The sequence below is a fragment of the Streptomyces sp. WAC07094 genome (assembly GCF_036320405.1).
Classification (GTDB): domain Bacteria; phylum Actinomycetota; class Actinomycetes; order Streptomycetales; family Streptomycetaceae; genus Streptomyces; species Streptomyces lannensis.
The window spans coordinates 7,731,275-7,745,611 of record NZ_JAVMJZ010000001.1 but is presented as its reverse complement, the minus strand read 5'-3'; the positions used below and the strand labels follow the sequence as shown (position 1 = coordinate 7,745,611).

Annotated in this window: 14 protein-coding genes and 2 pseudogenes; 12 read left to right on the top strand and 4 right to left on the bottom strand. The window is 67.4% G+C overall.

The window, feature by feature from the left end; genetic code table 11:
- Positions 1-32: 32 nt before the first annotated feature.
- The 8 genes and pseudogenes from RCR19_RS34635 (at position 33) to RCR19_RS34600 (ending at position 6,558) form a co-directional block, all read left to right on the top strand.
- On the top strand, positions 33-641 hold the full coding sequence (locus tag RCR19_RS34635; RefSeq protein WP_331268708.1) for a helix-turn-helix domain-containing protein: 609 nt from the start codon (positions 33-35) through the stop codon (positions 639-641).
- A gap of 398 nt (positions 642-1,039) precedes the next feature.
- Positions 1,040-1,381: a metalloregulator ArsR/SmtB family transcription factor gene (locus RCR19_RS34630; protein ID WP_331268707.1), complete on the top strand. Its 342-nt coding sequence runs from the start codon at positions 1,040-1,042 to the stop codon at positions 1,379-1,381.
- On the top strand, positions 1,378-3,105 hold the full coding sequence (locus RCR19_RS34625) for a SulP family inorganic anion transporter (RefSeq protein WP_331268706.1): 1,728 nt from the start codon (positions 1,378-1,380) through the stop codon (positions 3,103-3,105). Before RCR19_RS34630 ends, RCR19_RS34625 begins: the two co-directional genes overlap by 4 nt.
- Positions 3,102-3,500, top strand: coding sequence for a pyridoxamine 5'-phosphate oxidase family protein (locus RCR19_RS34620; RefSeq protein ID WP_331268705.1), 399 nt, complete (start codon positions 3,102-3,104; stop codon positions 3,498-3,500). Before RCR19_RS34625 ends, RCR19_RS34620 begins: the two co-directional genes overlap by 4 nt.
- Positions 3,501-3,503: 3 nt before the next feature.
- Complete coding sequence (locus RCR19_RS34615; RefSeq protein WP_331268704.1) at positions 3,504-3,929, top strand: ATP-binding protein; 426 nt, start codon at positions 3,504-3,506, stop codon at positions 3,927-3,929.
- Positions 3,930-4,280: 351 nt separating this feature from the next.
- Positions 4,281-4,631 (top strand): metalloregulator ArsR/SmtB family transcription factor, encoded by a 351-nt coding sequence (locus RCR19_RS34610; RefSeq protein WP_331268703.1) that lies wholly within the window; start codon positions 4,281-4,283, stop codon positions 4,629-4,631.
- Between the two features lie 171 nt (positions 4,632-4,802).
- Positions 4,803-5,093: pseudogene (locus RCR19_RS34605) on the top strand (hypothetical protein); the annotation flags it as partial.
- 274 nt (positions 5,094-5,367) lie between these two features.
- Complete coding sequence (locus RCR19_RS34600; protein WP_331268702.1) at positions 5,368-6,558, top strand: IS110 family transposase; 1,191 nt, start codon at positions 5,368-5,370, stop codon at positions 6,556-6,558.
- Between the two features lie 5 nt (positions 6,559-6,563).
- Here the strand turns inward: RCR19_RS34600 and RCR19_RS34595 are convergent, their stop codons facing one another.
- Entirely contained in the window at positions 6,564-7,484 is a 921-nt protein-coding gene (locus RCR19_RS34595) for an IS982 family transposase (RefSeq protein WP_331268701.1), read from the bottom strand.
- Between the two features lie 158 nt (positions 7,485-7,642).
- On the opposite strand from RCR19_RS34595, the gene RCR19_RS34590 reads away from it, so the two are divergent.
- Positions 7,643-8,320, top strand: a complete 678-nt coding sequence (locus RCR19_RS34590) for an alpha/beta hydrolase (RefSeq protein WP_331268700.1) — start codon at positions 7,643-7,645, stop codon at positions 8,318-8,320.
- Between the two features lie 526 nt (positions 8,321-8,846).
- On the opposite strand, the gene RCR19_RS34585 is transcribed toward RCR19_RS34590, so the two are convergent.
- Entirely contained in the window at positions 8,847-9,587 is a 741-nt protein-coding gene (locus RCR19_RS34585; protein WP_331269636.1) for a lysophospholipid acyltransferase family protein, read from the bottom strand.
- Between the two features lie 175 nt (positions 9,588-9,762).
- On the opposite strand from RCR19_RS34585, the gene RCR19_RS34580 reads away from it, so the two are divergent.
- Positions 9,763-10,047, top strand: coding sequence for a hypothetical protein (locus tag RCR19_RS34580; RefSeq protein ID WP_331268699.1), 285 nt, complete (start codon positions 9,763-9,765; stop codon positions 10,045-10,047).
- A gap of 493 nt (positions 10,048-10,540) precedes the next feature.
- Here the strand turns inward: RCR19_RS34580 and RCR19_RS34575 are convergent, their stop codons facing one another.
- Positions 10,541-11,617 (bottom strand): acyl-CoA desaturase, encoded by a 1,077-nt coding sequence (locus tag RCR19_RS34575; RefSeq protein WP_331268698.1) that lies wholly within the window; start codon positions 11,615-11,617, stop codon positions 10,541-10,543.
- A gap of 227 nt (positions 11,618-11,844) precedes the next feature.
- On the opposite strand from RCR19_RS34575, the pseudogene RCR19_RS34570 reads away from it, so the two are divergent.
- A pseudogene (locus tag RCR19_RS34570) lies at positions 11,845-12,575 on the top strand (helix-turn-helix domain-containing protein); the annotation flags it as partial.
- A 75-nt stretch (positions 12,576-12,650) separates the two neighbouring features.
- Here RCR19_RS34570 and RCR19_RS34565 read toward each other — a convergent pair.
- The gene (locus RCR19_RS34565; RefSeq protein ID WP_331268697.1) at positions 12,651-13,085 is read right to left on the bottom strand and encodes a MarR family transcriptional regulator; all 435 of its coding nucleotides are present in this window, start codon (positions 13,083-13,085) and stop codon (positions 12,651-12,653) included.
- Positions 13,086-13,193: 108 nt separating this feature from the next.
- Between RCR19_RS34565 and RCR19_RS34560 the strand changes: the two genes are divergently transcribed.
- The gene (locus RCR19_RS34560; protein ID WP_331268696.1) at positions 13,194-14,108 is read left to right on the top strand and encodes an alpha/beta hydrolase; all 915 of its coding nucleotides are present in this window, start codon (positions 13,194-13,196) and stop codon (positions 14,106-14,108) included.
- Positions 14,109-14,337: the final 229 nt, after the last annotated feature.

Here is a 14,337-nt window from a genome sequence, read left to right as displayed (position 1 = left end):
CCAGACTGGCAGTGCTGGGCTAACCTGGGGGCATGAAACAGGTGGCCAAGAAGGCAACGGGCGAGCCGACCACGCTGTGGGACCGGACACGGCAGCTGGCCTCCCAGGAGATCCTCGAGACGGCTCTGCGCCTGTTCACCGAGCAGGGTTACGACGAGACGACCATTGCCCAGATCGCCCAGGAGGCCGGCGTCTCCCAGCGCACCCTCTTCCGCTACTTCGGCACCAAGGAGGACCTTCTGGGCGGCGACCAGGGCCGGTTCGGGCAGGTCCTGACGGACACGATCAGCGAACAGCCCCCGGAAGCCGACGCATGGGAGACCCTGCGCGCAGGCATCGCTGCCGTACTGGCCTTGCACGACAGCCGCGAACAGGCCCTGGAACGGTTTCGCCTTCTGCATAACACCGCCTCGCTGCGTGCCGGTTGGCTCGAAAAGCGACTGCGGTTCCAGGAGGACCTGCTGCCGTTCATCGAAGCCCGTATGGGCTCTGGTTCCGGCAGGACGGATCCGAGGGCCCGCGCGGTGATCGCGACGGCGTTCGCGTGCCTGGATGCCGCATCGATGACATGGGTCGGCAACGGCGGCAAGGGCGACATCATGGACCTGTACGACGAGTGCCTGACTGCAGTGCGCAGCTGATCCACAGCGGTCGGCCGGCCCGGAAGCTGTGGACCGACAGCGCCAAATCCATCAGCCCGACCCGCATCACCAGCAACGCTGAGACCGATCAGCTCCACCCGGTGATCATTTCCGGTCACAGCACTGGCTGGACCAGCAGCAAACCGGTTCTCCTGTCGCCTCCGGTCACCTGACGAGCTGTCCACGACGCAGGAAGAGCAGATCGTCGACGTCGTCGACCAGACCGGCCGGACGCCCGCCGACCCCGGTTCGCCAGCGGGAAGGCAGGCAGCAGGCTGATGCTGAATTGCAAAATTTCGCAATTGGTTAGATGCTGTCTTGGCTGTGCCCGCAGGTAGCCGCGGGCACAGCCCTTTGTGTCCGCCCCGGGTGGGGCCTGTAGGGGAAGCCGAGAGGTCATGTCCGTTCCGCTGTACCAGGCCAAGGCCGAGTTCTTCCGGATGCTGGGACATCCCGTACGGATTCGGGTGCTGGAGCTGCTGCAGGACGGGCCCATGCCGGTGCGGGAACTGCTGAATGCGATCGAGGTGGAGCCTTCCGCCCTGTCGCAGCAACTGGCGGTGTTGCGCCGCTCGGGGATCGTCACGTCGGTGCGGGAGGGCGCGACGGTGGTCTACGAGTTGGCCGGCGGCGATGTGGCCGACCTGATGCGGGCCGCGCGGCGGATCCTGACCGAGATGCTGGCCGGGCGGGGCGAACTGCTGGCCGAACTGCGGGAATCCGAGGTCGCCGCCCGATGAGCACCGTGATCAGCCGTGTGTGGGCTCGGATGGTGGCGTTGCTGCCCGGTCGCGCCGAACTCATGGAGGTGCGGCGTGATCCACGTCGGGACCTGCTGGCCGGTCTCACCGTGGCGATCGTCGCGCTGCCGCTCGCGCTCGGCTTCGGCGTCTCCTCCGGGCTGGGCGCCGAAGCAGGCCTGGCGACCGCCGTGGTCGCGGGGGCGGTCGCCGCTGTGTTCGGTGGTTCCAATCTGCAGGTGTCGGGCCCGACCGGCGCCATGACGGTCGTCCTCGTCCCCATCGTGGGTGAGTACGGGCCAACGGGCGTCCTCACGGTGGGCCTGATGGCGGGAGTCCTGCTCGTCGCACTCGCTGCGCTCAAGGCCGGCCGTTACATGCGGTACATCCCGGCCCCCGTGGTGGAGGGCTTCACGCTCGGTATCGCCTGCGTGATCGGTCTGCAGCAGGTCCCGAACGCGCTGGGCGTGCCCAAGCCTGAGGCCGACCGGGTGTTGGTGGTGACGTGGCGGGCGGTCGAGGAGTTCGCCACGTCCCCGAACTGGACGGCGTTCGGCTTCGCGGTCGCGGTGGCGGCGGTCATGCTGGTCGGGGCCAGGTGGCGGCCGACCGTTCCCTTCTCCATCCTGGCCGTGATCGCTGCCACGGTCGTGGCGCAGTCGACCCACCTGGACGCGGCGAAGCCGATCGGCGACCTGCCCTCCGGGCTTCCCCTGCCGTCGCTGTCCTTCCTCGACCTCGGCTCGCTCGGCACCTTGCTCGCCCCCGCGGTGGCGGTCGCCGCCCTGGCCGCCCTGGAGTCTCTGCTGTCCGCATCGGTTGCGGACGGCATGACGGTCGGCCAGCAGCACGACCCGGACCGGGAGTTGTTCGGACAGGGTCTGGCGAACATCGCCGCCCCGCTGTTCGGTGGGGTCCCGGCGACCGGCGCGATCGCCCGCACCGCGGTCAACGTCCGCACCGGCGCCAGCTCCCGGCTCGCTTCCCTCACCCACGCCGCCGTCCTCGCGATCATCGTCTTCGCGGCGGCGCCCTTGGTCTCGAAGATCCCGCTCGCCGCGCTGGCCGGGGTCCTGCTGGCCACTGCGATCCGGATGGTCGAGGTCGGCTCGCTCAAGGCCATGGCGAAGGCCACCCGCTCGGATGCTCTGATCCTTGTCCTGACCGCGCTGGCGACGCTGGCCCTGGACCTCGTGTATGCCGTGATCATCGGCCTGGTCGTCGCGGGCGGCCTCGCCCTGCGCGCCGTGGCCAAGCAGGCCCGCTTCGACCAGGTACCGCTGGACCGGGGCAACCACAGTGCGGAGGAGCACGCGTTGCTGGCCGAGCACATCGTCGCCTATCGCATCGACGGGCCACTGTTCTTCGCCGCCGCACACCGCTTCCTGCTGGAGCTGACCGAGGTCGCAGACGTCCGCGTCGTCATCCTGCGCATGTCCCGTGTGTCGACGATGGACGCCACCGGTGCCCTGGTCCTCAAGGACGCAGTTCAGAAGCTGCACCGTCGCGGCATCCTCGTTCTGGCCTCCGGCATACGAGCGGGCCAGCGCCAGGTCCTCGACTCCGTCGGCGCCCTGGAGTTGCTGCGCCACGAGAGCCAGGAGTACGCCACCACCCCCGATGCGATCCGGGCCGCGCGGCACCACCTGGAGACGGCCGGAGTCCTGCCCGCCCTCCCCGCCCACGAGCAGTCCCGACTCGCCAGCGAGGAAGGCCTGCGATGAGCGCTTCCCCCATCATCCTTCGCATGATCGAGGTCTCCCGCGCAGCGGCTCTGTGGCTGCTGAAGGAAAGCTGCCTTGGTCGGCTGATTCGCGTGCCGCGGGACCGGACCACGGTGCGCCCGGCGAGGCATGTGTGGGAGTACGGCCGTCTGATGATCGTGCGTGCCTCGGCTCCGGCCGCGACGGTGCGCCACGACGTGGAGGGGATCCGGATCGTGCCCGCCACTGGCTGGACGGTCACCGTCGCCGGACCGGCCGAGGTGATCACAGACCCCGCTGCTGCCGCCCACCACCGGCGCGCCCTGTCGGGCCGGACGCACGGCCGGCACGACACCCTGCTACGTCTGCATCCCAAGACCCTCGCCGGTCTCCGTCCCACCCGTGCGGAGGCGTGAAACGTGTCCACGCAGTTGGAAGCCCTGCCCTACCGGCATGTACTCACCCTGCCCACCGAGCCGTCGGCCGTGCGGATTGCCCGCGAGACGGCCGAACAGGCACTGGTCAAATGGAGGATCGGACTGCGCCATCCCACCGTGGACCCGGCCCTGCTGATCCTCAGCGAGCTGGTCACCAACAGCGTCAGGCACGCCGCGTCGTTGTCCCCGCAGGTCACGGTGATCTACGCGGCGAGCCCGGACTGCCTGGCCATTGCCGTCCACGACCGCCATCCCTACCAGCCTCCGTTGTACGGAGCAGTCACCGGTGCGGCGGGCGGCGGTCTCGCCACCGTCATGGAGCTCGTCCTCGCCCTGGGCGGCACAGCGGTGGTGCGTGCGGATGCCGACGGCCGGGGCAAAAGCATCTGGATCACCCTTCCCCTCTGACCGATCAGCACGTCTGGGAGCCACCGCCCTTACACATGCCTTCCGCGGTGGTGATGGCCAAGGACAGCTCGTCGACAACGACCAGGCGGGGCGCAGCCCAGCCCAGCCCAGCCCAGCCCAGCCCAGCGGAATGATCCTCAGGCAAAGCTCCCACATGGCCAGCAATTGCTAATATCGGCAATTATCAAGGTCATCACGGCTGGATGCGGCGGTCCTCTTCCTGGGTGCGGATTCGGCCTGGCCGGTGCCGCAGGCGAGGATGGGCCGCATGTTCTTGACGATCGGGTGGATGCGATGCGGGGAGAGCCGGCTGATGACGCCGCGCTGCTTCCTGGGTGAGGGGATGGCACGGTGAGCACACCGCTGTACCAACTGAAGGCCGAGTTCTTCAAAACCCTCGGCCACCCGGCCCGCATCCGGGTCCTGGAGCTCCTGAGCGAGCGCGAGCACGCGGTCGCGGAGATGCTCCCCGAGGTGGGCATCGAGCCTGCGCACCTCTCACAGCAGCTGGCCGTGCTGCGGCGCGCGAACCTGGTCAAGAACCGCAAGGAGGGCTCGACCGTGTACTACTCGCTGACCAGCCCTCACGTGGCCGAGTTGCTGCGGGTGGCCCGCACCATCCTGTCCGGGGTGCTGACCGGCCAGGCCGAACTCCTCGCCGACCTGCAGGCCGCACAGAGCGAAGGAAAGCCGCCGTCGTAACGACGGCCCTCGATCGGTGACCGTCTTCCCGGAGCGAGACAGCACTCTGCGGCATCGGAAGACGGCCCGCCGGCGCCGGTGCGCCGGGCCATGGTGCCCGATCCGGCGACGCCGACCGAGCGGACGGGTCGGCCGGAGACCAGGCCGGCGTCCTCCAGCGGCACCGCGGAGCACCTGAGGCAACGCCTCGGAGTAGCGTGACAACTCCTACCCCGCGACAGCTCGTTGGTCACCGGTCGACCGGCCGCCAACCGGAAGAAGAAGGGCAGCGGCGGCCGGCCTGTCAGGCACGACGCCGACCTGTACAAGGAGAGGAACACCGTCGAGCGCCTGATCAACAAGCTCAAGGCCTGGCGAGGCATCGCCACCCGATACGGCAAGACCCCCGACAGCTACCTCGCGGGCCTCCACCTACGCGCCTCGATGATCTGGATCAAGGACATCACACGAACCACCCCTTGATCACAACCAAATACGCGCCCTAGATGATCGATTCCAAGGGGATTCAGTGGTCCTTACCTTGGTCATCGGTTTGGTCCAGCCATTCGTAGGGTTGGGGCATCCGGGGGTGTGAGGTGTGGCTTTCAGTGGTCTGCCGACCGTGGCTTCGTACGACTGGCCGCCTCACGCCCCGCGACGACTCGGCCGCTGATTGGGATTTGCGAACAGATCGCTATGTAAGGACCTGCCGGCGAGGTCGTCTGCGGACACGACGAGCACGAGCGCCGGAGGGGTAATGGGCCGCATATGGGCCGGGGTGGACATCGGCAAGACCCACCACCACTGCGTGGTGGTCGACGCGGAGGGCAGGCATCTGCTGTCCCGCCGGGTGGCCAACGACGAGTCGGAGCTGCTTGCCCTGATCGCGGCCGTCCTGGACCTCGGCCATGAGACGACCTGGGCCGTGGACGTCACACATGGTGGTGCTGTCCTGCTGTTGGGGCTCTTGGCCAACCATGGCCAGCCCGTCTTCTACCTGCCCGGACTGGCGGTCAACCGGGCAACAGCCGGCTACCGCGGCCAGGGAAAGACCGATGCCCGCGACGCGGCGATCATCGCCGACCAGACCCGTATGCGCCGCGACCTGGAGCCGGTGCGGCCCGATGCGCAAGCCATCGCAGAGCTGAAGATCCTCACCGCCCGCCGGGCTGATCTGGTCGCTGACCGGACCCGCACGGTCAACCGGTTGCGTGACCAACTCCTGGGCATATTCCCGGCTTTGGAGCGTGCGCTCGACATGGGCAACCGCGGCCCGCTGGTGTTGCTGACTGGCTACCAGACCCCGGCCGCTCTGCGCCGCATCGGCATCAAACGACTGGAGACCTGGCTGCGCAACCGCAAGGTCCGCAGCTCCGCCGACCTGGCCGCTGCCGCCGTGGAGGCTGCCGAGCGACAGCACACGGCGCTGCCCGGCGAAACGATGGCCGCGCAGATGGTGCACAGCTTGGCGAAGGAGGTGATCGCCCTCAACGAGAAGGTCGACGAGATCGACAAGCTCATCGAGGGACGGTTTCGCAGCCATGCCCAGGCCGAGGTGATCGCCAGCCTGCCCGGGATCGGCCCCTTGCTCGGCGCTGAGTTCCTGGCTGCCACGAGCGGGGACATGACCCGCTTCGGTACTCCTGACCGCCTCGCGGGCTTCGCCGGCCTGGCCCCGGCTCCCCGCGATTCCGGGCGCATCAGCGGCAACCTGAAGCGCCCGGCCCGTTACCACCGCGGGCTTCAACGCGTCTTCTACACGTCGGCCCTGATCAGCATCCGCTGCTGTGAGGAGTCCCGTCGCTTCTACGACCGCAAACGCGCCGAAGGCAAGCGGCACGTCCAGGCCGTACTGGCCCTGGCGCGTCGGCGGGTCAATGTCCTGTGGGCGCTGCTGCGTGACGGACGGTGCTACCAACTCACACCACCCCTGGCTGAGGCGGCTTGACATCTTCATTGGGAGTCGTAGGCGGTCAACGCCCGCATGACCGGCTGTCCGGTGCGGTCGTTGTGCCAGATGGCGGCAGTCAGTGCGAGGATGCGCTGCAGAACACGGACCATCACCCCGCCGGGGGTGCGGCCCCGGTGGCGTTCGAGGTCGAGCTGGCCCTTGAAGGTCTCGTTGACCGACTCGATTACCTGCCGCAGCGGCTTGAACAGTTGCGCACTGGCCCGCTCGGCCTCACCCTTGCGGGCCGGCCGCAGCAGCTGGATGTGACAGTCCCTCTCGAGGTGGCCCTCGAAGTCTCGCCCGAAGTAGTTCTTGTCGCCGATCAACGTCTGACCGGGCCGATCTGCGAGCAGCTCGGGCTCGACCTCGAACATGGCCAGCAGTGTCTCGCGCTCGTCGGCCTTCGCCCCGGTCAACGCGAACGCGACCGGCAGGCCGTGCAGTGTGCACACCAGGTGCAGCCGCAGCCCCCAAAAGAAGCGTGAGTGGCTGGCGCAGTAGCCGTATTCGGCCCATCCGGCCAAGTCGGAGCGTTTGACGGTCTCGCGGGAGCGCCCGCATTCCACTGGGGTGGAGTCGACCACCCAGACGTCGTCGCTCCACAGCGTGGTGTCGACCGCCAGCAGGCGTGTGACCTGCTGAATCAGCCCGGCGGCCTTGCGCAGCCGCTTGTTGCAGCCGGGCTGTTTCGGCAGGTACGGGAACAGATGACGCAGGTTGCTGCGCGCGTAGCGGATCCAGCGGGCCTCGGAGGGGAAGCCGAGCAGTGCCTGGATAACCGAGAGCGTGATCAGTTCTGCGTCGCTCAGCCGCGGCGCTTTGCCGACGTCGGGTCGGTACGGGGCCAGATGCGGCGATGTCTTCAGCAAGTCGTCAATCTTCACATAGAGTGCGGTCGCGAGGGTATCCAGATTGTTCGTCACACAATGATCATGGGTGCCCTCGCCTTATCAACGCGTGGAACACCTCCTCCCGAACGCGGGACAACTCCGGCCCGGCAGTGGGGCGTTCGCTCGCCCTGCCTCGATGGGCAGCGCGACGGCGTTGAGGCACCGTCTTCGCTAACGAGGGGTCGCTGACGATGGCTACGTATGTGTTGATTCCCGGTGCCGCGTCCGGCCCGTGGTACTGGCACCTGCTGGAGGCCGAGTTGCGTGGGCGGGGACATGACGTGGTGGCGGTGGACCTGCCCTGCGACGACGACTCGGCCGGGCTGGCCGAGTACGCCGACACTGTGGTCGATGCGATCGGTGATCGCACCGACCTGATCTTGGTGGCCCATTCCTTCGGCGGGTTCACCGCACCGTTGGTGTGCGACCGCGTGCCGGTGGACCTGCTGGTGATGCTGCAGGCGCAGATCCCAGCACCGGGCGAGAGCCCGGGCCAGTGGTGGGCCAACACCGGCTACGAGCAGGCCAGGCGTGAACAAGACGAACGCGACGGCAGGGATCCCGACGACGACACTGCCCTGTTCCACCACGACACCCCGCCAGCGCTGGCCGCCGAGGCCAAGAAGCACACGCGCACACAATCGGCCACGCCGTTCATGAAGCCGTGGCCACTGGCCGCGTGGCCGGATGTGCCCACGAAGTTCCTCTTGTCCAGGGACGACCGCTTCTTCCCTGCCGAGTACATGCGCCGGATCGTGCGGGAACGCCTGCGTATTACACCCGACGAGCTGCCCGGTGACCACTGCCCCATGCTCGGTCACCCCGTGGAACTGGCCGACCACCTGGAGGCATACCACCCCGGGGCGTAACAGCCACACAGCTACACGCCCGTCTGACGCGCCGGCATCACCCCTTGGAATAGATCATCTAGTGCTGTTCGGTCCCGCTGGAGAGTTGGCGCGCCACAGCCTTCGCATCGGACGCCCGGCCCGCGCGAAGGCTGCAAGACAAAGCAGTCCCCGGTAGTGCTGCGCGTGTCCTGAAGCTTCAGTCGTCACTGTCGCCTCGGTATCGCGCCGGCTTGCCGGGGGCCTAACCCACATCCTGTCCAAGTCACTCCGTCGGCTAGACGTCCTTACCGGCTTTGTAAACTCTTTCGGTGTTGTGACCTAATAACCACAATGCACCGCATATTTTGTGAGTCAAGATGTTTTGGGTAAATTCTGCGGGATGCTCTACGTGATCGTCCCCCGACTGACGCACTCGGCGCCCGGCCGCGTGCTCCATGAAGCCGCGGACGATATCCGCACGGCAGCGCGTGCCACATCGGATTCTGCTGCCGCAGCGCATCCCGTGCCTGCGCCGGCGAGACACCCGCACACCGACACTGCTCGGTTACAGCGGACGGCCGTTTGGACCGGATCGCGGCGAAGGGGCGGGACTTCGCCTCCGCCGCCCCTGCGTCTGTCTGGCCTTCACGTCAGCCGCGTACTGATCCACGTACTCCTGGCCCGACAGTCGCAAAATCGCGTACGTGATCTCGTCGGTGACTGCCCGCAGCACCGCCTTCTGGTGCACCATCCCTGCATAGCGTGAGAAGTCCAGTGGTTCCCCGAAACGGATCACGATCGGCCGCCGCCTGGGCAGGACACGCCCTGGAGGCCAGATCTGGAAGGTCCCCACCATCGCGCACGGAATCACCGGAACATGCACATCCAACGCTATTAGGGCCACCCCAACCTTGCCCTTGTACAGTCGGCCGTCCGGGGAACGCGTGCCCTCCGGATAGATCGCGAGCAAGTCTCCCTTCATCAGTACACCCAGCCCTTCCCGGATGGCCGCCTGCGCCGCGGCCCTGCCCGATCTGTCCACCGAGATCTGCCCGGCGCCGCGGAGGACGAGCGCAATCAGTCGGCCCATTAGGCCCCGCGCCCTGAAGTACTCGGCCTTGGCCAGGAACGTGATGCGCCGCTTCAGGACCGCGGCCATGAGAAGTGGGTCCGCGAAGGACAGGTGATTCCCGGCAACGATCGCTGCGCCCTTCACTGGAAGGTGCTCGAGGCCCTCCGCGCGCGCCCGGAACAGCAACCGCAGCAACGGCCCCAGAAGAACGTACTTGAGCACGTAATAGAACACGGACACCTCCCGCCCGATCTCCCCGATACGCATGTGCCGGGCCTTCCCTCGCAGCGTCGGCACCACCCGGAAGCCTCGGTGACGGTCGTCGGCGTCACCGGCAGGACAAGAGTCCCGTCTGTCTCAGATGACGCCTCGGAATGCGGTCTGGCTCTGCCTGGGAGACAGTGAGGCCATGATTGAGCGTCCCATAATCGTGGAGACGCCCTGCGGATCTGGCGGCCGCAACATACACCTCGGTGACGAGTTCCTTGGTACGGCGTATTCATTGCACGACCTGACCGTGTTCCTGCAATGCATCGGGCTGGTGGGTTGGGATGAGCTGGACGTGGCCGAATCGGACCTCATCGAGTGGCGGGGCGGTGGTCCGGAAGTTTGGCCGTGCCAGGGTGGTGGGCCGGACTGCTGGGCGGCGCCGGGTGAGCCCGCCCCACCGGTGAAGAAGACGAAGCGCGCCTGACAGAGGGCCGGACCGCAGAAGGCTCCGGGCCAGCGGACAGCACTCCGGTTATCCGAGGACGGCCCCGCACAGCAAAAAGATCAATTACGGCTCGTCGGTCCACCTGCTGCCCGACTTGCTGAGGGCCGCCCGCCTGGAGACGGCGAAAGTCCAGGAGCCCCTGACAACTCCGGCGTTCCCGCGTATGGGTCTCCGCCGACGGCCCACCGGAAGCGGGCCACCACGGCATCCACCCTCCCGCAGGAACCCATCCACGATGCCCAGGCTGCTGACGCGTTCACGCACCAGGACCTCACCCGATTCCATTTCGTCAGCGTTCTGCTGGTACCCGCCGTGTCGCGGCACCCGCAGAACTCGCAGAGCCAGTGCCTCCCGCCTGACCTCGTACAAAGCGCAACGATTGCCCAACCGATTTGAAGGTCGCGAAATCAACCAAAGAGGACGCCAAGCATTGAGGTCGGCGCCCCCTGCGGCGTCGGGTGTCGCCCTGCCGTCACGACGCCTTGCGTTGACGCCTGATGGGCTCGCCCACTCGGTGCAGGTGGGTGAGCGCCTCGCGGTAGGACTGGAGAATCCTGGTTTCGTGGTAGGGCACACCGATCTCGGTGCAGTACGCGCGTACGACGACCTGGGCCCGCCGTAGGTGAGGAGTGGGCATGCTCGGGAACAGGTGATGTTCGATCTGGTAGTTGAGCCCGCCGAGCATCAGGTCCGTGAACCGCCCGCCCCGCACATTGCGGGAGGTCAGTACCTGACGGCGCAGGAAGTCGGGGCGGTCCTCGCCGGTGAAGGTGGGCATGCCCTTGTGGTTTGGGGCGAACGTGCAGCCGAGGTAGACACCGAACAGGCACTGGTGCACGGCGAGGAACGCCACTGCCTTGCCGGGAGAGAGCACCAGGAACAGCGCGGACAAGTAGGCCGCGATGTGCAGGAAGAGCAGTGTGCCCTCCAGCAGGCGGTTCTTCATCGACGGCGAGCTCAGCGCCCGCGCGCTCGCCACGTGCAGGTTGAAGCCCTCCAGCGTCAGCAGCGGGAAGAACAAGAACGCCTGGTGGCCTCCGATGAATCGGGCCAGACCGCTGCTGTTGCGGGCCTGCTCGGTGGACCACACCAGGATGTCCGGGGCGACATCGGGGTCGAGTTCCTCGTGGTTGGGGTTTGCGTGGTGGCGGGTGTGCTTGTTCATCCACCAGCCGTAACTCATGCCGATACCGAGGTTGCCGAAGAGCCGGCCCCAGATCGCGCTCGCGCGGCGTTTTCGGCACACCTGCCGGTGGGCCAAGTCGTGTGCCACCAAGGCGACTTGGCCGAAGATCAGGGCGAGGAAGGCGGCGACCGCCAGCTGCCACCACGTGTCGCCCAGCGCGACGAAGGCCATCCAGCCCCCCGCCAGCAGCCCGATCACCAGACCGAGCCGCACCGTGTAGTAGCCGGGGCGCCGCCGCAGTAGACCCGCCTCGGTGATTCGCTGCGACAGGCGGGCGAAGTCGCTGCCGGCGTCGGGGCGGGATCGGCTGGGCCGCACGGCGGCCGGGCCGTTTGTGACCGTGGCTTCGGAGGAAATCGTCATGCAGGCGAGTCTGGCTACGGCCCTCCCACCGTCACCAGCCTGTCAGCCGTAGGCCTCGTGGGGGCCGGGCCCCCCACCATCCCGGGGGGTTGTCCCCACCTCTGTGCCCCCTGAGCAGGGCATTCGCCGATTCGCAGGGATGCGCGTGCCGGGCCGAGTCGCCTTCGCCACGTACGGCTAGTGCTCTGACCGGGAAGGTTCGCCGGGTCGGCAGTTCCAGCGGTTGGATGTCCGGAGCCGTCCGATCCGACCGTTGGGGGTGTGGGTGGCTGAGCCCTGTCCGTGTGCGCAGGTTGACCGACCACGAGGGGCAGAAGCTGGAGCAGATCGTGCGCCGGGGCAGCACCAGTTCGGTGCGGTACCGGCGCGCGATGATGCTGGTGGCCTCGGCCGGCGGAAACCGGGTCCCGGTGATCGCGAAGGTGGTGCGGGCTGATGAGGACACTGTCCGCGACACGACCCACCGGTTCGACGGGATCGGTCTGGCCTGCCTGGACCCTCGGTGGGCGGGAGGGCGTCCCCGCCTGCTCAGTCCTGACGACGAGGACTTCGTCGTTCAGACGGCCACCACCCGCCCGACCAAGCTCGGGCAGCCCTTCACTCGCTGGTCAATCCGCAAACTCGCCGCCTAGCTGCGGAAGGTGCACCGGCCGCGTGATCCTCCGCCCACAAAGGCGCCGACATGCATCGCTGGGCGAAGAGGAACAAGGTCAAGCTGTGCTTCACCCCGACCTGTGCGTCCTGGGCGAACCCGATCGAAGCCCGCTTCGGATCGCTACGGCAGTTCACCATCGCCAACTCCCACCACCCCAACCACAACGTCCAGACCCGGGCCCTGCACGCCTACCTGCGCTGGCGTAACGCCAACGCCCGCCACCCCGACGTCCTCGCGGCGCAGCGTCGCGAACGCGCACGCATCCGAAGCGAGAAGGGCATCCGCTGGGGCGGACGTCCCTTGCCGTCGCCACCTGAACGGTCTGACGAATCCATGAGGTCGCAGCCCGAAGGTGCAGCAGAGCACCGGACAGGCGAATCACTCGCGCATACGGGCTGACGCGGGCGAGGCGAGCATCGCTTTGAGGATGCGTTGCAGCTCAACGCGGTCCTGGGGGGTGACCTTCGCCAACCTTCGGTCGTACTCCGCCGCGAGGGCTGCAAGTGCTCGATCGCGTGCTTGCGTGCCCTCGGCGGTCAGTACGAGCCGATGACGCCGCAAGTCCGCCTCGTCGATCTCGCGGCGGACAAAGCCCTTGGCGACGAGGTTGCGAACGTAGACCGTCACGCTGGCCTTGGGTAGCAGCAGCGCGGTCGCGATCTCGGCCGGGTACGGCGATGCCTCCACCTCGGCCAGGACGAAAAACTCCTTCGTCTCCAACCCGAGATCGGCCAGCTCCCGCGTGCAGGCATCCATCACGACTGCCAGCAGCCGCTGGTTCAGCGTCCACAGCTGCGCCCCGTCGACTGACATGCGACCCTCCGTCCAATCTGGTACAGTTTCGTATTAGTTCCAAACTGTACTAGTCATTGTCTTGTACTGGACTCCTGTGGAACAACAATCTCACGAAGGACGGCACGCATGCTTCAGCACCTCACGATCCCGCGCGGTCCCATCAACCTCGCCGCAGACCTCCACCTGCCCGACAACGCCGACAGCAGCGCACCGCTGCGCGCTGTGGTGCTCTCCACCCCAGGCAGCAGCGTGAAGGAGCAGATCGGCGCCAACTACGCCTCCCGTCTCGCCGCCCGCGGCATCGCGGCGCTCGTCTTCGACCCCGCCCATCAGGGCCAGAGCGAGGGCGAACCCCGCGACCTCGAAGACCCCTACCGCCGAGGCGAGGACATCTCCTACGCCATCGAAGTGCTCACCACGACCCCCGGCATCGACCCGCAGCGCATCGGCGTCCTCGGCATCTGCGCCGGTGGGGGCTACGCCGTGCACACCGCGCGCACGGACCACCGCATCAAAGCGGTCGGCACGGTCGTCCCCGTCAACATCGGCGCCTCGTTCCGCGGCTTCCAGCCCGACGGTCCGGCCGCAGCACTCGACGCCCTCGCGGACGCACGGACCGAAGAGGCCCGCTCCAGCGAGACGACCCGCGTGAACTGGCTGCCCGATACCCTTGAGGACGCCACGCCAGCGGGCCTGACCGACATCGACACCACTCAGGCCATCACCTACTACCGCACCGAGCGCGGCGGCAACGAACACTCCACGAACCGGCGCCTCTTGCGCAGCGACTCCCTCCTGCTGGGCTACGACGCGTTCCACTTGGCCGATCGGCTCATGACCCAGCCGCTCCAGGTCATCCTCGCCGGACGCATCGGCAACACCGGCTCCTACGACACCGGCATGCAGCTGTGGAAGCTGGCCCCCAACCCCGTCGACCTCATGGTGATCGACGGCGCCGGCCACTACGAGATGTACGACGAACCCGAATACGTCAACGCTGCCGTCGAACGACTCACCAGCTTCTATGTGAACAACCTGTAAGGCACCCAAACCGGTGCACCTATGTGGTCACAGCACTAGCAGGCGCCGGTGTGCAGCCGTCGGCGATCGAGGCGTTCGCCCGCACTTACGGCGCCAAGTAGCCCGAGGCCGTCGTGAAGAACACCGACGACGCCGACGAGTTGCCCGCGTTCCGCGATTTCCCGGCGGAGCACTGGGGCCGTCTGCGGGCCACGAACCCGATCCGAGCTTCCCCTTGGGAGATCCCGTG